18 protein-coding genes are annotated in these 25,111 nt (G+C 48.4%); 10 read left to right on the top strand and 8 right to left on the bottom strand.

Going from position 1 to position 25,111, the window contains the following annotated elements:
• Nucleotides 1–5 precede the first annotated feature (5 nt).
• Entirely contained in the window at nt 6–365 is a 360-nt protein-coding gene (locus GO755_RS27205) for an ester cyclase (protein ID WP_157588466.1), read from the bottom strand.
• Between the two features lie 34 nt (nt 366–399).
• Nucleotides 400–621 carry a response regulator gene (locus GO755_RS27200; RefSeq protein WP_157588465.1) on the bottom strand — a complete coding sequence of 74 codons (222 nt, stop codon included), beginning with the start codon at nt 619–621 and terminating at the stop codon, nt 400–402.
• Between the two features lie 400 nt (nt 622–1,021).
• Here GO755_RS27200 and GO755_RS27195 point away from each other — a divergent pair, with 400 nt between their 5' ends.
• The 4 genes from GO755_RS27195 (at nt 1,022) to GO755_RS27180 (ending at nt 5,549) form a co-directional block, all read left to right on the top strand.
• Entirely contained in the window at nt 1,022–2,110 is a 1,089-nt protein-coding gene (locus GO755_RS27195; protein WP_157588464.1) for an aldo/keto reductase, read from the top strand.
• 18 nt (nt 2,111–2,128) lie between these two features.
• A complete protein-coding gene (locus GO755_RS27190; protein WP_157588463.1) occupies nt 2,129–2,938 on the top strand; it encodes a helix-turn-helix domain-containing protein in 810 nt (269 codons plus the stop codon).
• Between the two features lie 112 nt (nt 2,939–3,050).
• Nucleotides 3,051–3,905 carry a sugar phosphate isomerase/epimerase family protein gene (locus GO755_RS27185; protein ID WP_157588462.1) on the top strand — a complete coding sequence of 285 codons (855 nt, stop codon included), beginning with the start codon at nt 3,051–3,053 and terminating at the stop codon, nt 3,903–3,905.
• 36 nt (nt 3,906–3,941) lie between these two features.
• Entirely contained in the window at nt 3,942–5,549 is a 1,608-nt protein-coding gene (locus GO755_RS27180) for a glycoside hydrolase (RefSeq protein ID WP_157588461.1), read from the top strand.
• A 19-nt stretch (nt 5,550–5,568) separates the two neighbouring features.
• On the opposite strand, the gene GO755_RS27175 is transcribed toward GO755_RS27180, so the two are convergent.
• Together GO755_RS27175 and GO755_RS27170 are read right to left on the bottom strand one after the other, a co-directional pair.
• Complete coding sequence (locus tag GO755_RS27175; protein WP_157588460.1) at nt 5,569–6,489, bottom strand: helix-turn-helix domain-containing protein; 921 nt, start codon at nt 6,487–6,489, stop codon at nt 5,569–5,571.
• Nucleotides 6,490–6,512: 23 nt separating this feature from the next.
• Nucleotides 6,513–7,418, bottom strand: coding sequence for an SDR family oxidoreductase (locus tag GO755_RS27170; RefSeq protein WP_157588459.1), 906 nt, complete (start codon nt 7,416–7,418; stop codon nt 6,513–6,515).
• Nucleotides 7,419–7,633: 215 nt separating this feature from the next.
• Here GO755_RS27170 and GO755_RS27165 point away from each other — a divergent pair, with 215 nt between their 5' ends.
• Complete coding sequence (locus GO755_RS27165) at nt 7,634–11,185, top strand: carboxypeptidase-like regulatory domain-containing protein (protein WP_157588458.1); 3,552 nt, start codon at nt 7,634–7,636, stop codon at nt 11,183–11,185.
• 104 nt (nt 11,186–11,289) lie between these two features.
• On the opposite strand, the gene GO755_RS27160 is transcribed toward GO755_RS27165, so the two are convergent.
• Nucleotides 11,290–12,111, bottom strand: coding sequence for a CPBP family intramembrane glutamic endopeptidase (locus GO755_RS27160; protein WP_157588457.1), 822 nt, complete (start codon nt 12,109–12,111; stop codon nt 11,290–11,292).
• Between the two features lie 360 nt (nt 12,112–12,471).
• On the opposite strand from GO755_RS27160, the gene GO755_RS27155 reads away from it, so the two are divergent.
• A complete protein-coding gene (locus tag GO755_RS27155) occupies nt 12,472–13,530 on the top strand; it encodes an alpha/beta fold hydrolase (RefSeq protein ID WP_157588456.1) in 1,059 nt (352 codons plus the stop codon).
• A 212-nt stretch (nt 13,531–13,742) separates the two neighbouring features.
• A complete protein-coding gene (locus GO755_RS27150) occupies nt 13,743–14,951 on the top strand; it encodes an FAD-dependent monooxygenase (RefSeq protein WP_157588455.1) in 1,209 nt (402 codons plus the stop codon).
• Between the two features lie 305 nt (nt 14,952–15,256).
• Here the strand turns inward: GO755_RS27150 and GO755_RS27145 are convergent, their stop codons facing one another.
• The gene (locus GO755_RS27145; protein WP_157588454.1) at nt 15,257–17,302 is read right to left on the bottom strand and encodes a hypothetical protein; all 2,046 of its coding nucleotides are present in this window, start codon (nt 17,300–17,302) and stop codon (nt 15,257–15,259) included.
• A gap of 330 nt (nt 17,303–17,632) precedes the next feature.
• On the opposite strand from GO755_RS27145, the gene GO755_RS27140 reads away from it, so the two are divergent.
• On the top strand, nt 17,633–17,968 hold the full coding sequence (locus tag GO755_RS27140) for a PadR family transcriptional regulator (RefSeq protein ID WP_157588453.1): 336 nt from the start codon (nt 17,633–17,635) through the stop codon (nt 17,966–17,968).
• Nucleotides 17,969–17,971: 3 nt separating this feature from the next.
• A complete protein-coding gene (locus GO755_RS27135) occupies nt 17,972–20,674 on the top strand; it encodes an ABC transporter permease (protein ID WP_157588452.1) in 2,703 nt (900 codons plus the stop codon).
• Nucleotides 20,675–20,898: 224 nt separating this feature from the next.
• Here GO755_RS27135 and GO755_RS27130 read toward each other — a convergent pair whose 3' ends face one another.
• A complete protein-coding gene (locus GO755_RS27130) occupies nt 20,899–22,989 on the bottom strand; it encodes a PKD domain-containing protein (RefSeq protein WP_157588451.1) in 2,091 nt (696 codons plus the stop codon).
• 275 nt (nt 22,990–23,264) lie between these two features.
• On the opposite strand from GO755_RS27130, the gene GO755_RS27125 reads away from it, so the two are divergent.
• A complete protein-coding gene (locus GO755_RS27125; RefSeq protein WP_157588450.1) occupies nt 23,265–23,996 on the top strand; it encodes an NUDIX hydrolase in 732 nt (243 codons plus the stop codon).
• Nucleotides 23,997–24,057: 61 nt separating this feature from the next.
• Here GO755_RS27125 and GO755_RS27120 read toward each other — a convergent pair whose 3' ends face one another.
• A complete protein-coding gene (locus GO755_RS27120; protein WP_157588449.1) occupies nt 24,058–25,026 on the bottom strand; it encodes an aldo/keto reductase in 969 nt (322 codons plus the stop codon).
• Nucleotides 25,027–25,111: the final 85 nt, after the last annotated feature.

The following is a 25,111-nucleotide window of genomic DNA, read 5'->3' as shown; positions in this document are numbered from 1 at the left end:
TCGTATTAGTATACCCCAAGCTGGGTTAGTAAGTCCAGGTTGTCGAAGAAATCCTGCTCTTCCATAATAATTCCGTTTTCCATACGGACTATCGTTGACCCTTGTAGTGTTACTGGCAAATCAGTAACGGGTATTCCAAAAAAGTCGCCGGTATGTACTCCGCTAAACACCCAATGCTTGGTGAGTTTGTTCCCTTGTCCAAATACCTCTTTAATCTTAAATTTAATACTGGAGAAACCGGTGAGGAAGTGCCCGTAATAGGTTCTCGCATCATTAATTCCGACCACGTTCTCAGGGGCCATATGAAATAGTACAGTCGGGGAAAAATTTGTCTCATTGAACTCCTCCAGCTTTCCCTTATTCATAATATTATCCTAAACGGTCTCATACTTTTTAATGTTAGCCTCTACGGGAAGCTGTCTCAATGCCATCCATCTTCCCTTTTAAATTGATGTCGAGCAGAATAATATCGGGTCGGTTTTCTTCTACGTGCACAATAGCCTCTTCACCACGGGGTAGTATACCCGCTACTTCGTACCCTAGATTGGTTAGCAGCATAGAGATTTTTGCCCCAATGAGCATTTCATCTTCTACCACCAATATTTTGATTAACGTGTCCATTCGTCTCTCTTAACTGAAGAAGATACTGCGGTGTTTTTTAGCGATTCAGCCAAAGTACGAAAACTTTAGGCGCATTACTCAAAACGTGACAATCTCAAAAAATACCCGTAGCTGTCGCACAACTCTTCCAGCCATGTAACTCCCATACCCACAATCCGGGTACCACGATTTTTCAGAACTACCCAAACAAAAGCCTCCTAATCGCTTTTCGATGGATCGATCCATGTCTATACTTCTCCCAATCGGAGGTGGATTGTGAAAGGCCTTTTAAACAAAGTAAAATCGGCCTTTTAAACAAACCCGCCCGTTAAATACCGATCTAATTTTGCCACACCAAAGTAAAATAGACTATGGAGCAATTAACAGGAATGACCAATCAGATAACAAAACCAACTCAACAATGTCATTACAATCGTATCGAATACTAGGGAAATCTGGGCTGAAAGTAAGTCCGCTCTGTCTGGGAGCTATGACCTTTGGCGAAGACTGGGGCTGGGGTGCCAGCGTGGATGAATCCACCCGAATGATCAACGCCTACGTAGAGAAAGGCGGCAATTTTATTGACACTGCCAACATTTACACCAATAACCATTCGGAACGCATTATCGGCGATGTGATCGGTAGGCATTCCTCGCTACGGACAGAAACGGTGATTGCGACCAAATTTGCCAACAATGTGTTTCCCGGCAATCCAAACACCGGCGGCACAGGCAACAAATCGCTGATGACTAACCTGGAGCATTCATTAAAAAGACTGCAAACCGATTACATTGATCTGTACTGGATTCACTCCTGGGATTTTCTGACCCCAATGGAAGAAACTATGCGCTCGCTAGATCGGGCTGTACAAAGTGGAAAGATCCGGTATATCGGCGTCAGCGATGCGCCTGCCTGGAAGATTGCACAGGCACAAACGGCCGCATATTTCAAAGATTGGACCCCATTTATTGGCTTGCAAATCGAATATTCCTTATTGCAACGAACCGTCGAGGACGAACTTGTACCAATGGCTCTGGAGTTAGGCTTAGGCATTACTCCCTGGAGTCCGTTAAAAAATGGGTTGCTCTCTGGCAAATATACCCGAGCCAATGTCGGGAATGTAGATGGTCGATGGAAAGACCGTAATGGCGGCAATCCACCTACCGAAAATGCACTACAAATCATCGACGAACTGCAACGCATAGCTGAAATCCACAACACCAATGTAGCGGCTGTAGCCTTGAGTTGGGTAAACAACAAGCCCGGCGTTACCTCAACCATCATTGGTGTGCGCAATGAGCAACAACTGGAATCCAATATTGCCGCTACCGATGTGACACTAACCGCCGAAGAAATAGCTTCACTGGATGCCCTTTCTACACCGCCCAAAACATTTCTGGCCGAGTATAAGGACATGATCCCAATGATGCAGCACGGTGGCATTGAGATCAATGGGGTTAAACCGGCAGCGATACCGATGCTGGCCAACATGCAACCCGGTACCTATTAATCGACTACTTTTGTCCGTATGATAACGCATACTACACAATCGGTTTCCAAGGCCAATATTTTTCTGACCTGCACAGACGAGAAATATTACCGGGATGAATTGATTGTGGAGAAGAATACCGTGATCCGAATGATATCGGGCGAGATGAAAATCATCCTGCCCGATATCACCTATGTCATTGGGGCGGGTGATACCATTTTCTTTCCCCGCAACGATCTGGCCAAGGTATGGAAGACAGGCAAAGACGGCAGACCCTATAAATCAGTCGCCATTTACCTAACCCCGGAAGCCATGCAGCAGTACGCCATAAAGCATCATATAAAGCCGATTCACCCGTCCCCGAGAACCGGTATTAAATGCATGGCAGCCCATCCGTTGCTAGACAGTTTGTTTAATTCGCTGGTGCCATATTTCAACCTGAAAAACGAATTACCTGAAAGCCTGGCCGAAGCAAAGGTGGATGAAGCCATTTCGATTCTGAAACTGATAGATCAGGAAGTATTCAACACCATCAGTAATGTGGAGGAGCCGGGAAAAATCAACCTGGCTGAGTTCATGGAAAAGAACTTTATGTTCAATATGCCCATGGACAAGTTTGGTTATTTAACCGGTCGAAGTTTGACTACGTTCAAGCGGGATTTTAAGAAAGCCTTCTATACGTCACCGCAGAAATGGCTGACTCAAAAACGGCTGGCGCTGGCTCATTATCAAATCACAGAAAAGAAGCGAAGACCCGTAGATGTGTATCTGGAGGTGGGTTTTGAAAACTTATCACATTTTTCGTATGCCTTCAAAAAACAGTACGGGTATGCTCCCAGCAGCATTTAGGTGTTTTATAGTAGGTATATGACAGAGCTTGCCTTCTAATTAGTCGTGATTCAATAGATATAAAGCGCAGGATTCTTCTTTGCATTATATAACAAGACAAGTCAAATTGATTATGAAAATCCATCTGCTAATCATTTTATTGATCGTAGCCTCATTCAATGCTTTTGGACAGGATGCCTCAACCTCTGGTACAGGGAAGGGAGTCAATAAATGGAAATTCGGCGTTGCTCTCTGGACGTTCCATACGGTTAATTTCCAGGATGCATTAGCGAAAGTGGATAGTGCAGGCATAACCTACATTGAGCCTAATACATTTCATAAAGCTGGGCCTGCCTTAAACGATTCGTTGATGCTTCAGCTCTCGCCAGGAGGCATGGCCAAACTTAGAAAAATGATAGATCAGCGACGTTTACAGGCCGAATCGGTCTATATAGTCGGGGATAAAACGGTTAATTCCTGGAAAAAACAATTTGAGATTGCTAAACAACTTGGCGCCAAATTTGTCACTGCCGAGCCTCCGGTAAACCTGTGGGATGAAATCGACAGCTTAGCCGGCATTTACGGGATGAAAGTAGCCATCCATGAACACTGGAAAGGAGTAAGTCAATATTGGCACCCCGATTCGGTATTAGCCGCGTTAAAAAATCATCCCAACTTTGGTGCCTGTGCCGACTTAGGACACTGGCCCAAGAGCGGTATCAATCCGGTGGATGCCTTAAAAAAACTAAAGGGACATGTCATTGGCGTACACCTAAAAGACATTGCTGCCTATAATGATCCTAGCTTAAAAGATGTACCTGTTGGCACGGGCGTGTTAGATTTTCCGGCCATTTTTCAGGAGTTGAAACGGCAGAACTTCAACGGTCCTATTTATGTAGAGCGCGACGCAGAAGATAAGCCGAGTAATCTCCCCTCTGTACGTCAAACCAAAAAATATTATTACGAGCAGATCAACCGATTGAAGTAGCCCATCATATCGACTACATGAAAGCCTCTATGGGCAATGAAAAGTATGGTTAAAATTAGTCTGCTCGCCCTGATTGTCTTTATCAGCCTAAGTAGCTCTGTCAGAATCATTGAGTCACCGGGCCAAACGACTCATCGGCCTCGACGTATTGGGAGATCAGTAACTATTAACCTACGGGAAGAATTTCAGACTATCCATAGTTTTGGCGCATCGGACTGCTGGTCGGCTAAATTTATTGGCAAATGGCACGATGAAAGGAAGAAAAATCATATTGCTGACTTGTTGTTTAGTCTGGATACGCTACCTGATGGTCAGCCCAGGGGAATTGGCCTGTCGTTATGGCGGATGAATATCGGCGCAGGGAGCTATGAACAGGGAGACAGCAGCCACATTGGTGATCCGTGGCGTCGAGAGGAATGTTTTGTCGATAACCTGGGTCGTTTCGACTGGACCAAACAGGGCGGAAGTCAGTGGTTTTTGCAGGCAGCCCGGCAACGGGGGGTGCGCTACACACTGGGCTTCACCAACTCTCCCCCCGTACAGATGACCCTAAATGGCAAAGCTTTTTCGTCAGGAGGCAAGTCGATTAATCTCAAGCCTGGTGCTATGGAAGCCTTCACTGATTTTTTAGTGACGGTGGCTCATCATTTTAAGTTCGATTACCTGAGTCCCATCAACGAACCGCAGTGGGACTGGACAGCCGGAAAAAACGGTAAAGCCGGGCAGGAAGGTTCACCGGCCGAAAATGCCGATATTGCTGCCGTCACGAAAGCCTTATCGGCAAAATTGGCCGCTAAAAAAGCCCCGACGACTGTAGTGACCGGTGAAGCGGGACAGCTCAACTTCCTCTACGAAAAAGCTGAAAGCGGTCGTGGTAACCAATTGGATTACTTTTTTGCCGGAAAACAGGGGGCATTGCTAACCAAACTGCCCAACGTTGAACCGATTTGGGCGTATCACAGCTACTTCACTACCTGTTCGGATTCGGTGCTAGTGGCTGTTCGACAGAAAGTGGCCCAACGCGCTAAAGCAGTCGGCAATCCGATGCTCTGGCAAAGTGAGTTCGGTGTTCTAGGCGACATCTGTGGGCGCTACAACGGCAGCCCCCGCCACACAGACATAGATTACGGCCTATATGTTGCCAAAGTTATTCATAACGACCTGACAGTAAGTAATGTAACGTCGTGGCAATGGTGGCTGGCTATCAATCCGTACAATTACAGCGATGGACTGGTGTATATCAATGGGCCTGATGGTACCTACACTAAGCACGACAACGCCCGACAGGATGGGCAAGTGATTGAGTCAAAACAACTTTGGGCGTTTGGCAACTACGCTCGGTTTGTGCGACCTGGTATGAAGCGGGTAGCCGTCCAGCTTGCCAATAGTGATCCCAGACAAGAGGCTGGTCAGTGTATGATATCGGCTTATAAGGACATGCGTTCCAGGCAAATCGTAGTGGTTTGCATCAACATGACAGCTGATCCAATAACCTTACCGCTTCATGGATTAACGATTCGTCATGGCCGTTTTGACTGTTATAAAACGACTGAAACAAAAACGCTGGCCAAATCGATTGTTTCTTCCAAAGAAATCCAGCTTGAAGCCAGATCAATTATGACGCTGGTTGGCAGATATGATTGAGTTAGTTCAACAATAGCCGTCAATTTTCGGTAAACGATTGCCGGAATGCCAACGGGGTAAGCTGGGTCTTTGCCTTAAACAGTTTACTGAAGGATTGCTGGTGCTCAAAACCCAGGGCGTAGGCAATCTCGCCAACCGAAAGATTAGTGGTGGATAATTGCTCTTTCGCCCGCTCAATAAGCTTTTCATGAATATGCTGCTGGGCAGTTTGCCCGGTCAGCACTTTTAACAAACTGCTCAAATACTTTGGCGAAACGGTAAGGGCCTCTGCCAGGTAATGCACACTGGGCAGCCCATTTTTTGCCAACTCATCCTGTCGGAAATAATCCGACAGGATGTCTTCCAGCCGGCCCAGAATCGCGTGGTTACTGATTTTTCTGGTGATAAACTGACGATGATAAAATCGCTCGGCATAGCCCAGCAGGGTTTCTAGCTGGGAGATGATGATCCCCTGACTGAATTTGTCCATATTGGCATGGTACTCCTGGCGCATCGTTTCAATGATGGTATTAATGGTCGTCTCTTCCTTATCGGATAGAAACAGAGCTTCCGCCACCGAATAATCAAAGTACTCGTACTGTTTGATGGTCCTGGCCAGTTGCGTATTCCACAAAAAGTCTGGATGAATCAGTAGCATCCAACCCGAACGCTGACTGCTCAGGGTTGGATCGGCTTCAATGCGGAACACCTGACCAGGTGCAATGAAAAACATGACGCCTTCATCAAAATCATATGCCTGCTGACCGTATTTAAGCTTGGCAGCCACGCCCCGTTTGATGGAAATCTGATAAAAATTCAGCACCCAACTTACAGAGCTCATTTCCGGTGTGCGCTGGATAGCGCTGTAATTGACCACGCTAATGAGCGGATGTTCGGGTTTCGGCAGGCCCCTGAGCCGGTGAAACTCACTGATGGTTTTAATGCGCTGAACGGTCGACATGGCTACTGTATGGTTATCAATGATTAGTCGTTGTGGTAAGCTCGGGCAAAATTCTGGGCAAAGTCGGCCAGCTTTACGGTACCCAGCGTTGGCCGGTTACGGTAATAGTCCTCGTACAAGTTGCCATTACCCTGACTGGCCTGCAGCTCGATAAAGCCCTTGGCTACCTGCTCATTAAATCCGATAGTCAGCCAGCTAGTCAAGAGTTGCTCATCGGAAATGACCTTCCATTGCAGGTCCGGTTTACCAATGGCTTTGCCTAACGCGTCGGCGATTTCATTGGGCGATACTTCATCACTGGCCACGTAGCGAACCATACGACCTTCAAACGGCTTGTCCATTTCTTCGCAAATTACAGTAGCAATGTCTTCTGGCGATACCCACGGTTCTTTTGTATCACCCCCATAGTTAGAAATAATGGCTCCCTGACGTTTAATGGTGGGTATAAACGAAAGCATGTTGCTATAAAAGCCAACGGGACGAATAAATTTGATGGCGACTTCCGCCGGTAGCTGCCTCAGGATCTGCTCTACGTTATGATGGAAAAGAAGAATGCCATTCCCTTGATCCATATGAGCTCCAATGCTGCTCAGGTGAACCACCTTCTTGACGCCCGAGCGCTCAATTGCCTGCTTGTAGTGCTGACCAATCCGGGTGATCTCACCAATAAAGTCAACAGATTTATCAAAGCTATCCCCAACGGCCTCCATCGTTTCCATAAGGTAAACAATATCGGCGCCGGTAAAGATTTGGGCCAGAAAATTGGTGTCCTGCATGGTACCAATGGCGGACTTTGCGCCTATAGCTTTAATCTCTTTTTGTCGTTCCGGGTTGCTACTGATGACGGTAACGGCGTGCCCTTTTTGTACCAATTCCTGGGAGAGCGGTTTGCCAATATTACCCAGGGAGCCTGTTAATACGATGTTCATGACTTTGACTTTTTTGTTGATGCAAAAGTCAGTAGCCAGAGCAAAATCATTTTAGCCAAAAGGCAGAAAGTTGTAGTCAAAGTGCCGTTGTAGGCTGGAAGGGGCGGTTTTGATGATCACTCCAACTCATTTACTGGCAATCTATTGCCTGGTACAGCCATAGGTATAATTACGTAACGGAGTTCTTTTTCGAGCGGGTAATTTACTAACTGACTATGCGTTACTCGTTCTTCATCGGCTGGATAACGGCCGTTCTACTTTTAGGATCGACCCTACTGGCTCAAGGACAAACGACAGTCGTTCTGACCGGCTACGTAACCGATGCCACGACGGGAAAACCCATGCCGTTTGCCAACGTCTATGTCAATGGCAGCACGCGAGGGGCTGTCACCGATGAAAAAGGAGCGTATACCCTTGCTGGGATTCCACTGGGTACGGTCGAAATAGCCGCGTCATTTGTTGGGTATCAGCCGACTACGCAAAAAATTCGATTCGATAATACGGCGCCCCAGAAAGCCAATTTCCCGCTTAAACCGAGTGAACAAACGCTGGATGCCGTAACCGTACGGGGAAATCCCAAGCAATGGGAGCGGCATTTGCGTCAGTTTAAAAAGCAACTCTTCGGCGAACCCTTTGGCTCACAGTGTCTGCTGGTCAACAGCGAAGTTCTCAATTTTAAAGAAGATAAAGATCATCTGTACGCAACGGCTAATGAGCCGTTAGTTATTGATAATCAGGCGCTGGGTTATCGACTGATTTATGACCTGCAACATTTCGATGCTGCTACGTCAGGCAATGTTTATTCGGCGGGAACTGCCCGTTTCGAAGAAGTAAAACCTGAGAATGAACGGCAAGCCAGCCGGTTTCAGCGCAACCGACTGATGGCTTACAAAGGCTCCATCCGGCATTTGATGGCCAGCCTAATTAACAATACATTCGAGCAGTCAGGCTTTCTGGTTTATCAGGAAGATCTAACTAAGCCGATCTCCCTCGAACGGCGGTCTATTACCCTGGCTGCTGCGGTTAGCGACTACAAACGGCTGGTTCCCATTAAAACGGCTACCTTGATTCAACCCGGTCGATTAGCCACTGAACGTAAATTGGTTTCGCCCATGAAACTGATCGTATTCTATACGAATGCGACCTCGGGTTTCTCGCCCTATCCCGATGCTCGTTACGCCTATACAGAAATGAGACTGCCTAGTGGGCAGCTGCAAATGACTGTCGATGGGATTATTACAATGCCGGAAGGCATGGAAGCGAAAGGCTCGATGGGGAATGATCGGCTATCGACTATGTTGCCCGCCGACTGGAAACCCGAAGGCAATGAGAAGGAATCGCAGCCAGGTAACCAGTTGGTTACACCGGGAAAACTTGCACCACCCGACGCTCGCCTGGAACGGATCACGACGGCCTTCAACGAGCGATTCAAGTTGCTGGCTCCTACCTTGTTTGTGCACATCGATAAACCCTTTTACACCACTGGCGATCGACTCTGGATGAGCACATACTTCCTCGACGCGGCTAGTCACCAACGAGCCACTGGCGAAACGGCTATACATGTTGACCTGCTTGCGGCAACCGGTAAACTCGTGCAACACCAGTGGGTGCGTATCGTTGACGGACGGGGCGAAGGTAATTTCCGCCTGTCGGATACACTCATGACGGGAACGTATCGCTTGCGTGCCTATACCGATGAGGATGACGCCCAGCGACGCCCGGCTTTCGAGCGGTCGGTGACGATCTATAACCTGTTACGGAACGAGGTATCGGTACGTAGTGATTCTGTTCCTCAGCCTCTAGATGTTCAGATTTTGCCGGAAGGTGGTCGCTGGATTGCCGGATTGCCAGCGCGTCTGGGGGTGAAAATTGTCCAGTCCAATGGTCATGGCTTGTCCATCGCAGGACGTATCGTCGACGACCTGGGAGCTGAAGTTGTTCGTTTCAAGACCAATCAGCAGGGGATGACCAGCGTGTCGATGGAGCCAAAGCCACAACGAACTTACTACACCGACCTAACCTACAACAATCAGTCGCAACACGTTGCTTTGCCCAAACCCGAAACGGAAGGATTGTTGTTTTCGGCCGATGCGATCAGCGATACAACCCGTCTGGCCTTGACCATACTGAGCGCTAATCGGGCCGTTATCGACTCCGCGTATATTCTGATTCAACAACATGGCCGTGTGGTCGATCAGCGAAAAATTCTCCTGCAAAATGGGGTGGCGAAGATAAGCTTGCCCATGATGAGCTGGTTGCCGGGTCTGGCGCAAATCACCCTGTATGATGCCATCGCTAAGCCTCAAGCTGAGCGATTAGTTTTTGTGCCCGAATTCACTGCGCCAGTACGGGTATTGATGGGATTCAACAAAACCCGTTATCAGCCTCGCGAACAGGTTAGCCTGAGCCTCAATCTGAGCGATAACGGATTGCCAGCGTTAGCCGCTTTATCAGCGTCGATTACCGATGCCGATAAAGTGCCTGGTGATACCGCCGATGCTGCCTTGTCAACACACTTGTTGCTAACGGGAGAGCTTCGGGGACGTATCGAAAACCCCAACCAATACGTCATGAAGCCATCTGCCGAAACTCGACGAGCGCTGGACGACCTGCTGCTGACACAGGGCTGGCGACGGGTCAGTGGCACGCCCGAAACGGATTCGCTGGGTGGTGTATCGCTCAGGGGGCGTATTGTGAATGAAAAAAATCAACCCATACCCGATGCACAGATTATTGTAGCATCGATAGGCCTCGGGAAATCGTTCGCAAAATCGGCTGGCGCTGACGAACAGGGGCGCTTTCGACTGGCGGGAATGGCTATTACCGATACGATACAATTACTGACGCGAATCACTGATCGTCAGTTAAGAAACATTTCTAGCAAAGAAGCTTTTCTAGTTCAGGAAGCCACCGGTAAAGGATGGGAATCCAGTAAACTAACAATTGTGCCAAACTGGTCAACGTTGCGCGCCCAACTGGAAGCGGCTCGCCTTCGGCAGGAAGCAAACACTGATTTTTACCGGGACAAAACGGCGAAAGTGCTGCAAGAAGTGTCGGTTCGAGCGCAGAAATTCGATAAAAGACCCGAGGATATTCAACAGCGTAGTTTGCACAATGAGGCCGATGCCGTTATTGTGGTTGATGAGAAATCGCCAGCCTTCCAGAATCTATACGAAATGCTTCAGGGACGATTAACAGGCGTGACGGTTAGGCGAGAAGGGGCTGCAGTACCGCGTAGTTATAGGGTATCTATACGGGGAGCAAATAGTTTTAGCCTGTCTTCACAACCATTGTATTTGATGGATGGTATGCCCATAGAGGATCCAGATGGAACTGCTTTGTTTTTCTTCAGCCCAACCGATATTGAGCGTATCGAAGTACTGAAAAGCGCCATTACGACGGGTACATACGGGGCTCGGGGAGGAAACGGAGTCATTGCTTTTTACACAAAAAGATCACGATCCATGCAGGGAAGCGCGACACCCAGAGAGGGTATGAAGCCCATTCAATTTATTGGTTACCCGTCTGTACAGCGCGAATTCTACGTTCCACGCTATAATACAGAAGTAGCCACTGACTCCATTTCCGGCCCCGTCGATTACCGGGATGTTTTATACTGGAAACCACTCATGCAGACCGATAGCCAGGGACACAGCCAGTTACGGTTTCCGCTATCGGACGTAGTGCGAACGGTACGTGTGGTGATCCAGGGCGTTACGGCTGATGGTCGTCCTGTACTGGGCGTTCAGTTAATCCGGGTTCAATAAAGTAACAGTTCATTTGCTTCAGGCAGGAGTAGAAGGATCGAACCGCTTATCGACGTAGTATGTTCACTGGGGCTTTTCCATACTTGACTTGCTTCTCTTTAATATCAATCTGAGCTAAGGGTCGCCGTAAAACCGGTTCGTTTACTCAGATACAAGGTGATCAGTATAAGCGGTAGCGTAGCTAAAAAATAACACGTTTTGGCCCCCTCTTTTAACGCAGGGAAAAATAATAGCGCAATGCCAGCATTAATCGATAGGTGAATGAGAATGGCAATCAGCACACTCCCATTCGAATTATTGACTAGCCAGGTGTAAACGCAGGAAAGGCAAATAACAAAGGCCAGGTAGATTACCAATGGAATAAGCCTGAGCGGTTGACCACTTACCAGGGTGCCAAAGGGAGCAAAGAATAAAGGAAGATGCCAGCCATACCAACTAATGCCGATGAGTAAGCTGCTTTTCAACGCGGAAAATTTAGTCTGTAATTCCGGTAGTAGCAGACCTCGCCAACCCAATTCTTCGCCTAAAGGACCTGCCACTAAGGAGGCAAGCAATAGATTGGGAATGACCGCAAAAGCATGCGTATCAACGGGGCCAACAGGGCCAACGAACCAGGCATATAAGGCGATCCCCATGCCTAAAACCAATATGGGAGCGAGAACGATGACCGCGTAGATGGTCAGTGGTGCTTTCCAGATAATTAGTTTCTTAAGCAGTGCAATTGTTCCTTGAACACCGCCAAAATAGGCTGTGGTCAGAATAGCCCCAAGAGCAGGACCATAGACGCCCAGGAAAAAGCAGCGAACAAACTGATCGGTAGTCACTTGATTCAGTTCCTTGGCTATATACTGTAAGCCAATAAACCAGTTTGTCCAAGTCCAGGTGAAAGTAATCAATAGATATACAAGAACTTTACGATTTATCATCTAAAGCATAGTGTATAAGAGGTACAATGTCTAAGAAGCATTGTATCGATAAAATCTATCCTACTCATCGGTACAAGCGGTTAACTAAGTTTTGTGTCCGGGTATTCAGGTCCAAATCACATTAAACGTCCCAGTTGAGATGTACATACATGAACGCTTCTTCGTCTCACATAGGAGCGTTTTAGTGAGAATACGCAAATCGGGGCAACTATCAATGAGCCTTAAGAGGTTCCAAATGATCCTGTAATATTCCGATTTGGGCTATTCAATGGCCTGAAACAGAAAATGTTAACTTTTCGAGATTATTTCCCAGATTTGATCGCCAATTGTTGAATAGATTTCTATTGGCAAGGCTATGCTATGAAAAAGACCGTTTCTCGAATGATCCCATATCGTCAGCAGTTGCCGATCAATAGGCGGGCTTGTTGGGTGAAGTGGATGCCTATTCTCCTCAACTTGTGTCTACTGACAAATCAACTGGCGGCTCAGCAACGCTTTGCTGATATTGGTGATTTTCAACTAGAGAATGGTCAACTTATTCGGAGTTGTCGAATAGGCTACCGAACGTTTGGAAAACTAAATGCGACTCGCTCAAACGCCATTCTGGTACCAACCTGGTTCGGGGGGACTTCTGCCAACGTGTCCTTTGTCGCCAACCCAGGAGGCATAGCCGATAGTACGCAGTATTTTACTATTGTCGTTGATGCCTTGGGGGATGGTATTTCCTCCTCACCATCCAATAGCCCAACCCAGGCAGAAGCCCTATTTCCACAATTCAGCATCCGGGATATGGTTCGTAGTGAATATATACTGGTGACTAAATCGTTAGGGCTATCGCATTTACAGGCCGTAATGGGCATTTCGATGGGGGGCATGCAATGTTTCGAGTGGCTAGTGACTTATCCCGATTTTATGGATAAAGTAGTTCCCATTATTGGGACGCCTAAACAAGGTAGTTATGATCTAGTACAGTGGGGCACGCAACTTCGCATTTTAGAAGGCGGAAATTTCTCCGCCGAAGCCATGCGAACGGTAGGTAGGCTCCATGAGTTAGTTCTGACAACCCCCGTTTATTTTCGGGAACACCTAAAATCGGAGGCTGCGCCGGGTTTCATTCAGGAACAGGAGGAAAGTTATAGGAAACGAAACCCGTATGATTGGGCCTCCCAACTCCGGGCGATGATTGGCATGGATATTTACCGAGGCAAACCGATGGCGGAGTTACGATCGATTATCAAAGCCCAGTTGCTGGTCATCGTCGGCGTTCAAGACCATATGGTCACCCCGGACGGGGCCATCGAACTGGCCCAGTTTTTACAGGTACCCTTAGTGAAACTCGATAGCGCTTGTGGGCATATGGTGATTAGCTGTGAATCGGCTACCATACAAAAGGCGGTTCGCTCGTTTTTAGCGAAGTAGGGGGTGATTTCTTCAAATTTTTGTTCTTAAGCGACCGAGCTGTTTCTCTGGAAGATGAACCTTTAGGCAGGCGCTTAGTTGATACGGATGGCAGGTGGCCTGGGCCATACATACTGCCTTATTACTCTACCAATTGACCTTATTAGGCGTATAAACTCAATCCCGCGTGTTTGCGCCACGATTCGATCAACTCGAAATTCATTTACACGCATATGATAAATTCAGAAGCCAGGAAAGTTCTTATATCTGGCGCTAGCATTGCGGGACCCACGCTGGCCTACTGGCTGGCTCACTACGGATTCAACGTCACAGTAGTCGAACGGGCACCCGCCCTACGACTGGGTGGCCAGAACATTGACGTGAATGGTCCCGCCCAGCTCATTGCTCAGAAAATGGGCATTGAAGCCGATATCCGGGCGGCTAATACAGGGGAGCTGGGACTTCAGCTCATCGGTCAGGATAATCAGGTGGTCGCGGCCTTTCCTAAAGACGGGGCCATGAGTGGCACTCAGGAATTAGAGATTATCCGGGGCGATCTGGTGAGCATCCTCTACGAGCGCACCAAACAAAACGTAACCTATTGGTTTGGGGACTCGATCACGGCTCTGGAACAGCGGCCCGATCAGGTGAATGTCACCTTTTCGAGCGGCAAGACCGACACTTTCCAGTTTGTCATTGCCGCTGATGGCATCCGCTCGCGTACCCGCCGACTGGTGTTTGGTGAAGAGCCTGTATTCAAGTATTTAGGCCTCTATACGGCGTACCTGACTATTCCCCGGCAGAAGACCGACAATGATTGGTGGCGCTGGTACACTGCCGTTGACCGCCGAATCGTGATGCTGCGTCCTGATAAACAGGGTACGATGCGAGCATCCGTGGCTTTTATGGCCGCTGAGCAAGCCTATGACAACCTTTCTGCTGCCGAGCAGAAACAAATGCTTAAAGATAAGTTAGCGGGGGCGGGTTGGGAAACCGAGCGGATCGTAGGCGCCCTGGATGATACGGCCGATGTATACTTCGACAAGGTGGGGCAGATTAAGGCTCCCCGCTGGTTTGACGGCCGCGTGGCCATGATCGGAGATGCTGCCTATTGCCCCACGCCCCTAACGGGAAAAGGCACGACCCTGGCCATGGTGGGGGCTTACCTGCTGGCCGGTGAGCTGGCTAGCCACCAGGACTATCAGGCGGCCTTTGTGGCTTATGAGAAACGCATGCGCCCCTACGTGGAGGCTGTGCAGAAATTGCCACCCGGTGTCCCCTGGCTGGTGTATCCGCGGACACAGCTGGGCGTTTCGTTGTTAAACACGGTGGCGGGTATTGTCGCCAGCAAGCCCGTTCAGGAGGTGTTTGGCTTGTTTACGTCTACTAAATCCGAGAAAGAAAGCCAGGAAGATGAGATTGTACTGCCTGACTACCAGTAGTTGACCTGAGTACCTAATAAAGAAAGCATCTATAGGAAGACTCGGGCCAGCAGATCGCTTCTTGTCAATGAGTTAACTTTCAGCTTTGGTGAACCGTGCACTATTGTTGTGGGTAAAAACGGTAGTGTACTAAGAAATGCCCTATTTAAGAAGCACATACATGACAACTACTTCGTCGCAAGGAGGAGCGTTATTGGCGAATTAATGCCCAATACTTACAGATAGGAAGTTTGATCGGCAGATTTCATGCTAAAAACAGACCCGCCAATTTAGTTCAGGCGGGTCTGTTCTCTGCTAAACAAATCTTACCGGCTCTTGATCAATTTTACCGTTTGAACCTGACCCTCCGTGCGTACCTGAACCAGATGCGTACCTGCTCCCTGGCCTACTGGTAGGTTGATCCGTTCCCCATCACTGGGCCATTCCAACCGCTGCTGGTGATGGCTTCGGCCCTGAAGGTCCATGACCGTCACCTCTACCCAACTCCCGATTACGCCACTAATTTCTACGTCCACCTGCTGACTCTGGATTGGATTCCCAAACACCTTAACCTGTAAGCCGTTGCTGATCTCACTGGCTCCCTGCCGGGCACCCCCAGTACAGGCCGCCAGCCAGAAGTAGTTATAGGCCGAGGTCGTGTTGCCCTGCTGGGCAATCAGCGTTAGTAGCGGCTCAGTCGTCGATAAGGTCTGGCTATAAGGACCAGCCTGAGTCGTAATCGTTCCATTGGTCATGGCCAGCACGATTGACTCACCCGTCAGCCCTGTATACTGAGGAGTAAATGTTACCTGCCACTGATTGCCTCCCAGATTCTGACACCCATTCGTGGTGAGGCTAACTAAAGTAAAAGGCTGATTTGGTGGAGTAGTCCCGTTCACGGTGAGTTGGAAGCTGGTGGCGACAAACAAGCCACTTGGATCAACCGCCGTTACACTGATGGGAAAACTGCCCGTGCCGGAGGGTGTACCACTAATGATGACCCCTGTTAGGTTCAGCGTCGAGGGAAGACCGGATACGATATAGGTTAAGGGGTTTCCATCTGGATCGGTAAAATAGTTAGCCAAGCTGAGTTGGTAGGCTTGCCCTGGCTGTGCCGTCTGTGGGGGAATCCCCGTGGTGGTTGGGGGTCGGTTGGGGGTAGAGTTGTTACAGGCCGCCAGCCACTGATAGTTATAGCTGGTGAGGACCCCGTTCTGCTGGGCAATCAGGGTAATGATTGGATTGCTGGAGTCGAGATTGAGGCTGTAGGGTCCTGGTTGGGAGGTCAGGGGGAGCTGCTGATAGACGGTAAAAATGATGGGCTGCCCCGTGGTACCCACGTATTGGGGGTTGAAGGTGAGTAGTCGTTGGTTGGCCGAGATGGTCTGGCAACTAATGAGGTTGACGCCGGTAATGGCGAAGCTAGTGGCTGATGGATTGACGGTAATGATGATGGGTTGCCAGGCCGATTCCTCCTGACTATTCACATTACTGTGTGCGTTGAGCGTCAGGTTCATCACGCCACTGGCGGTAGGTGTACCCGTAATATAAGGCTCAGTCGTCGCGGTAAACAAACTCAATCCATTGTTAGGCAGTCCATTAGCAGTGTATTGTGTACTGATGTCAGGCAGCAAGAGTGGTGTTTTGTAATGAAATGGCACCCCAACGGTGGCCGTCAGACTAATAGGAGTGGGCGGAATCACGGTGATGGAGATGGGTACCCAAGCTACCTCTGGCTCACCATTCACAGTAATATTTGCATTGATAGTCAGGTTCATAACACCCGTACTGTTTGGCGCGCCGACGATGGAAGCGGGAATAGTTTCATACGATAATCTCAAGCCATTGCCAGGAAGCTCTGACGAGGTGTAGGCAGTGCCTTGGGGGGGCAGTAGGACTGGTAGCTTGTATTTAAATGGCACCCCAGCGGTAGCCGTCAGGCTGATGGGAGTTGGGGCAATGACTGTGATGGTAATGGGTACCCAGGCTGAACTCTCCACATTATTCACAACATTGTGCGCATTGATGGTTAGGTTCATGACGCCCGTGGCGTTTGGCGCGCCGACGATAGAGGGAGGATACGTTTCATAGGATATTCGTAATCCATTGCCGGGAAGCTCTAGTGAGGAGTAGATCGTATTAGTAGGGAGCAGTAGGGCCGGTATCTTGTACTTAAACGGCACTCCAGCGATAGCCGTAAGGCTAATGGGGGTGGGGTCGATAGCCGTATTTGGTTCACTAAAAGACTTTGTAGACTGAATTGAATCGGTCTTGGTGAAAGTAAGCCTAACCTCCGCCTTCAAATTGCAGTAGACAAGGAGCAACAATCCGATTAACCAGGCAAGTCTCCGAGAAGTAGTACGTGTAGACATATGAGGAGTGATTAAGTTTATTAAGATTGTGGTATCTCCTAATATTACTTAACTCAGGGTAGTAAACTCCTTACGGATGTGTGAACGGTAAATTATTTTATTGAATAGTCCACCCTTACACTTGGGAGCCTTTTAGGAGAATGTGTCCTGTGTAAATCGAAGGTCATATAAACGATCCATGCTGATCTATTACCGGACAGCTTTTGTACGGTTTCGGACATGTATTCACTATTCATCAGGCTATATATCTGACAAATAGCCAGTTGCATAATTGGCATTTTATTTGTTCAACAAGTACTAAAGAAATATATCTTTTTTAGACTGTTTGTTATGAGTCGAACCTACCTGGGGGAGTTTGAAGAGTTGGTCTTACTCGCTGTTGCCCTCCTGGAACAACAACCCACTGGCGCCTATGGCGTCTCGATTGCCGATGAACTCAAGCAACGAACCCAACGAACCACGTCCGTCACGGGGGTGCATGTGGTCTTGTATCGCCTGGAGGAAAAAGGCCTCGTTGGCTCGGTCTTAGGCGGAGCTACCCTGGCCAGGGGCGGACGGCGTAAACGCCTATTCACCCTGACGGCGGATGGTCATCAAGTGCTGCGGGAGATGCGTCAACTGCGGATGGGGTTTTGGGAGGCCTTACCCACTCCTTTCTTTTCCTAAGCCATGAACAAGCCTTCACCCAACCCGCAGGGGCCGCCCCGCTGGGCCGACCGCCTGCTCAGCTGGTTGACGCCCACGGAACTGCTGGAAGAGTTGCAGGGGGATTTGCAGGAGCAGTTTGCCCAGCGGCTTGACCAGGTCGGTCCCCGGCGGGCTCGTTGGTGGTATGGTCTGGAAGCCCTGAAAGTCATTCGACCCTATTACCTACGGCGTCGATTGGCCAGGCTGGCCCACTGGCAGAGGGGTTTCTTTCCGAAGCGACCCGCTACCACCCGCCCTCTCATTACCCCTGAATACTCCTCGTCACCACTAATTAATCCTGACATGATTCGTAACTATTTTAAAATCGCCTGGCGTAACCTTTGGAAAAACAAAGGGTATTCGTCCATTACTATCCTTGGTCTGGCAGCAGGCATGGCTGTGGCCATGCTAATCAGCTTGTGGATTTGGGACGAGCTTACGTATGACCATTACCACAAAAACCATGACCGGCTTGCGCAGGTAATGACCACGTTGGTAAGAAATGGCGGTGAGTTAACCACCAATCGGTTTGTGGCATCGCCCCTTGGCAATGAGCTGCGTGCCAACTATGGCAGCGACTTTGAAAACGTGAGCATGGCATCGATGATCCAGAGCCGTGAACTTGCCGCTGGCGACAAAAAAATTACGGCGAAGGGCATGTGGGTGGAAGCAAATTTCCCGTCTATGCTTACCCTAAACATGCTGAAAGGAAACATCAACGGTCTAGAGGACCCGTCATCTATTTTGTTGAGCGCATCGGTCGCAACATCGTTATTTGGCGATGCTGACCCTCTCAATAAAGTGCTGCGAATTGATAACCAGGCCAACTATACAGTTGCCGGTGTCTATGAAGACCTGCCGCATAATACCACCCTGAATGAAGCCAAACTATTTATACCGTGGGGTAAATATGTGAGCATGGTTGACTGGGTGAAAGAATCGATGAAGCATTGGGACAATAAGTCTTTTCAGTGTTACGTGCAGTTGAACGATCATGTTGATATTACTAAAGAAACAGCGAAGATAAAGCTGACTTCCATGGCGCATTTGAATGCCGCCAGCGATGGTCAAGAAGAGCTGGTACTCCAGCCTATGAATAACTGGCGGCTATACAGTGAATTTAAGAATGGTAAAGTAGCTGGTGGCCGAATACAATTTGTCAATCTGTTTGCCATCATTGGCATTTTTGTATTGCTGCTTGCCTGTATTAACTTCATGAACCTGTCTACTGCACGCAGTGAAAAACGCAGTAAAGAAGTGGGCGTCCGCAAAGCCGTTGGCTCCTTAAAAAATCAGTTGGTAAGCCAGTTTTTAAGTGAAGCCATGTTGATTGCGGGTATTGCCTTTTTATTCGCTCTCCTGTTTGCGCAGTTAGTATTGCCGCTGTTCAATACACTTTCAGATAAGCAAATGACATTGCCTTTGGGCCATGTTTTCTTCTGGATCGTATGCGTCGGCTTTACGATAGGTACAGGATTGCTTGCAGGCAGTTACCCCGCCTTCTATCTATCCCGTTTTGACCCGCTAACCGTTTTAAAAGGCACATACCGTGTTGGCCGGTTTGCATCGCTGCCCCGTAAAGTATTAGTGGTCGTACAGTTCAGCGTTTCCATTACCCTCGTTATCGGCACCATCATCGTCTATAAACAAATACAATTTGCCAAGAATCGCCCGGTTGGTTATAACCGCGAAAGCTTACTCGCTGTGTATATGACAACCCCTGACCTCTTCGGGCATTACGATGCCATGCGTAGCGATTTACTGGCCACCAATGTGGTTGAAAATATGGCCGAATCATCCAGCCCTGTAACCAGTGTGTGGTCCAGTCAAATTGGCTATAGCTGGGAAGGGAAAGACCCGGCAACACAGCCATCATTCGGTACCGTCAGTGTCACGCAGGACTATGGTAAAACCATCCACTGGCAGCTAAAAGAAGGACGTGATTTTTCGAAAGATTTTAATGACAGCAATTCCATCATTCTGAATGAAGCCGCTGTAAAACTCACCGGCCTGAAAAATATTGTGGGCAAAACCATCCGAAAAGATGATAAGAATTTAATCGTAGTTGGTGTTGTAAACGATATGGTGATGGAATCGCCGTATGCACCTGTAACGCCAACCATTTTTTTAGTGAACCCAGGCTGGGTTAATGTAATCTATGTAAGCATGAAAGCAGGCATACCCTTGCCCGATGCGCTGGGTAAACTAGCGAAGGTGTTTGAAAAATATAATCCAGCTGCACCGTTTGATTATACATTTATTGACGAAGAATATGCTCAAAAATTTTCTGATGAGCAGCGTATTGGTAACCTGGCTGCCTTCTTCGCAGCGCTGGCTGTCTTCATCGCCTGTCTTGGCTTGCTGGGCTTAGCTTCGTTTGTTGCCGAGCAGCGCAAAAAAGAAATTGGCTTAAGGAAAGTATTGGGTGCTTCCGTTTTTTCTGTCTGGAATTTGTTATCAAAAGAGTTTATGTTCCTGGTTGTTTTTTCGTTCCTTTTTTCGGTTCCGCTGTCTTACTACTTCATGAACAACTGGCTGCAGAATTATGAATACAGAACAACCTTATCGTGGTGGGTTTTTGCAGGAGCAGGTATAGGTGCGTTGATGATAACCTTGGCAACCGTAAGCTTTCAATCGATCAAAGCAGCCATAGCCAACCCGGTAAAGAGTTTGCGAACGGAGTAGAGTAATGAATACGGATTGTTATGGTGAATATGAATACTCAAAGGCATTAAGCAAAGTTAGTGCCTTTGAGTATTTTACGACTTGTCGTTGGGGTGTGCAACAGCCACGCCTATTTTTAAAGCAAAACGATGAGGAATTTGCCATCTCAACTAGGAGCACTTTGTGAGAATACGTCCTTATTTGTTAGAACCCAAACGAACAATACTAAGCCCGAAGCTATTTTTCTACTTAACCACAACGCGCACTCGATCAAGGTTTTTGATTCGTGCATAAGGTGTTTTAGTATCGCCCTGACGTTGGGATGCTGCTCGCAGGATGGTGAAGTAAGTTCCTGGTTTAGAAAAGGTATAGGTTGCTTTCACCGTTGTGGGGGAGCCTGCTTTGGTAGCCGACTCTAGCTTCCCCTTTACCGGAAATGTGCCAACTCCCTCAAAGTCCCATTCTGCCGACACCACCTTTCCCGTATTGGGCGGCACTTCGATTTGTGCCATGAAATTGACCGGCTGACCTGTAGGAACCTCGATTTGTTTCCTTCCGTTGACCCGCAGATCGATGACCGGCTGAATACCTTTACGGGCTGTTGCACTGGCTGGAACGACCACTTGACCATCCACCACATCATGGGTGGTGTTGGCGGGTGGCGCTACTCCCTTTTCAACCCATAAGCTCAAATCACGCAGGGCCTGTTGTAAGACACCCAGATAACTGACAATATGCGTCGGATCGCCGGGTTGTATATAGTCGGCATGATTCGCATGGTCGGTAAACCAAAGCCGGAAATGGTTGTCCAGACTGTCACCCAGCGTTTCTTTTACTTTCGATCGATACCAGTCCGCCTGCCAGGGATATGCTTCGGTATCCCAAAGCGATTCGACCAGAATCATTTTACCCTTGAACTTTCCACTCTGCAAGGTGCCCGTTGCGCCCATCGCCATCAACGGGCCAATCAGCATGGGACGCTGGGGATAGATCGGTTTGCCAGTTGCATCCCGAAACTGATCCCATACCGGATAATCTTTTCCCGGCACCTGGTGCCGGTGATAGGTTTGAGCAGCCAGAAAATTAGAATTATCAACCTGCACTTCATCGCCCGACTTAATCTGGGCCAGAAGTTTTAGATCATTAGTGCCCAGCACAACCTTGTCGCCAGCTATCTGGGTCAGCAGTAACGTTTTGCCTGCTGCGGCACCGCTCTTGATGATCAATTCACCACCCAGAAACTGAACGGCAGGCAAGGGGGAATCCAGTTGAAAAGCTACCGGCATGGTTCCGCCTTTTTCACCAATCGCTTTCCAGGCCGCATCAGCTGTACCATGGGCTTCACCCGGCAAAGGCCCTTGAACCAGACCAAGTTTGATGGCCTGCTCCTGGGTAATACTCGTTTTTATTTTACTCACCTGCTGAATTCGCCCACCAAGCAGCGAAGCTGGCGGGTTGGCTCCCAGATAGCCGGGAACGGTCCAGAAGTCAGAAAAGTATTTTTTATCGATAGCTGTTAAGGCAGGATATATAGCGGGAAACGCATGAATCCCCATCTTCTGGTAATTAGACCAGGCTTTGGGCGGAAATCCCATCTTCGTTACTTCGCGCAGAGCGGCCTGTTCTTCGTCATTTAGACCGGCATACATATCCCCGCTACCACCTGGCTCAAGGGCGTCCACGATTTGAGGAAACTTGTGCTGTAATACCCGCATGGCGTGCATGCGGACAGTAAATACATTGGGCAGGGCCATTGGCGAACCCAACACGTAAGGGACAACTCCATCCCAGACACCATTCGTATTTTCAATGGAGGAGATGGTCCGAAAGGCCCCGCCACTGCCCCCAAACGCATAGCCATAGGGTCGGCCTCCGCCAAACTGCTTGGTCGCCACCACTCTTGAATAGGCCGCAACAGCCGCATTGGCCCGGTAAGCGCCAATGCTGGCGTTAGCCCCAGGACCAGGCATGGCTGCCTTACCACCCCCATTGGTTTCTATGAAGTAGGCACCACTGGCAATCGAGAAGCCAATCTTATCTCCTTCTCCCGTAGCACCCTGGGATAAATATTCATTGTCCGGCACTGGGGTGATGTACTGAAAGAACCGGCCCTGGTACTGTTCTTTTGAGGGAAAATAAAACGAGAAGCGAGTATCGGTTCCCTTGAATCCGCCATGCATATAGTGATGACGCACTGGTTTATCGCGCCATTCATCCTGATCAATATAAGGAGCTTTGAACAGGGTGTCGCTGGCTGGAGTGGTTTGACCATAAATTCGGCTTCCACTCATGGTTATGATGAGCAGGCTAGCCAGCAGATGTATCGTCTCTTTCATATTTCGTGCAAGGTGCTGGCTATTAATGGACAACCCTCAACGGTTAATTGGGCTTCAGCCAGATCTATGCTCACAAAGATAAGCGTGAAATCTCTTTATTATCTAAAAAATAGATAATAATATTTTTATAATTCTTTACCTTTGTATCACCATGATGAACAGGGCGTACCGACTGACCCTTGGATTGCCGTACCGATCATTTACAGGTGGCGAATGATCTGATTTTTGTTGTCAGTTATATACTCACTTATAGCTGTTTACCAATCTATCCGTACATGCATTCTCCCAGCGAACAAAACTATATCCCACAGCTTCAGGTCGATTGTGTCATCTTCGGTTATCAGGATGGTCAACTCAAGGTGCTCATTCCCAAATTAGATTTCAAGGGTGATTTTTGGTCTTTACCCGGTGGATTTGTCTATCAGGACGAGAATCTTGATGAGGCTGCTGGTCGAATTCTGGAAGCCCGAACAGGTATTAAGGATGTGTATCTGGATCAGTTTAGAGTATTTGGCAGTACGACCCGTACCAGTAAAGGCTTTCTGGAGCGACTCATTGAGTTGAATGCCGAAAAACTGGGGGATCGGCGATTCAACCGGAAAGAGTATGACTGGTTCACCCGGCGATTTATTTCAATTGGCTTTTATGCCCTGGTGGATATCAGTCAGGTAAGGCTTCAGAAGATTGAACTGGATGAATCGATCGGTTGGTATTCCATTAAGGAATTGCCCTTGATGGTCATGGATCACAACGAAATTGTGGAAAGTGCGTTGGAAACATTGCGCCTGTTTCTGGATCAGAAGGTACTTGCCTACCACCTTTTACCCGAGGTGTTTACCATGAAAGAGGTCCAGCAACTTTATGAAGCGATCTATGACCGAGGGTTTGCTGCCAATAATTTCCCCAAGAAGATCCTGGAACAGAATGTACTGGAACGACTGGAAAAGAAGTTCACTGGAGCGGCCAATAAAGCGCCCTATTTGTACCGCCTTCGGAGGTCCGAATAACTGAAAATACAGTTTTAGGGGCAATGCCACAGGCGAAAACGTATATACCAATCAACATTGCTCAATATTTTTTCTGCACGGTTGCCAGCAGTTCGTGAGGATAACCCATCGCAATGGCGCTAATTTCATCCAGAAGCTTTACTTGGTCAGCCTGTAAATGAATATCGACCGCCCTTAAACTTGTCTCAAGATGGGCTAGTGTTCGTGCTCCAATGATCGGGAAGACGCCTTTACTTAACGCCCAGGCTAACGCTATCTGCCCAGGAGTGGCTTCAAGTTCGTTGGCCATCAGCTCCAGTTGATCGAGTATGATCTTTGTCCGCTCGTCTTCCTGATAACCGTCGGCCGCAGAAACAGTTAGTCGCCCAGCTGACCCCTGCCGATATTTTCCTGTCAGTAAGCCTCCCGCCAAAGGAGAATAACACATCATACCCAAACCGAAGTGTTCCGCCATTGGCGTCAACTCCCGTTCTGCTATCCGTTGCAATAGGTTATATTCAACTTGTATAGCGGTCAGCGGTATGGCAGTAGCAATAGCTGCCGCTTTCCAAGCAGGAAAGTTTGCTAAACCCGTATACAAAACTTTACCAGCTGTAACCAGGTCTTCCAGACCACGAACGGTTTCTTCTAACGGCGTTACTCCGTCATCAAAATGCGGTATATACAGGTCGATGTAATCCGTCCTCAGGCGTCTCAAACTGCCCTCTATTGCCTGACGCATGGCTTTGCGGTGGTTACCGGCATTGGCGAGCGCGGGATCGGGTAAACTGCTTCGGGTATACTTAGTACAAATAATAAAATCGTGCCGTTTGTGCTCAATAAACCTACCAACAGTCTCTTCCGCTTCGCCAAACTGATACTGGTCAGCTACATCGATGAAGTTCCCACCAGCATCAGCATAAGCCGAGAGTATCTGAAGTGCGTCCTGGGCGGTAGTGCCATAGCCCCGGCGATCACCCAACTGTGAGCCACCCATTATCAGTTCGCTAGCTGGTAAACCGGTGTGTGTGCCGAATAATTTATGTTTCATACAACAAAGGTCAGGAGCGAGTAAAGCACAATCAAGTAGGGCTAAATTCAGCCGTATTTAAAAGATCTTCAACTAGCTTATATTT

It is taken from the genome of Spirosoma arboris, from assembly GCF_009754945.1.
Taxonomy (GTDB): Bacteria; Bacteroidota; Bacteroidia; order Cytophagales; family Spirosomataceae; genus Spirosoma; species Spirosoma arboris.
This window is presented reverse-complemented; position numbering and strand designations above follow the sequence as displayed.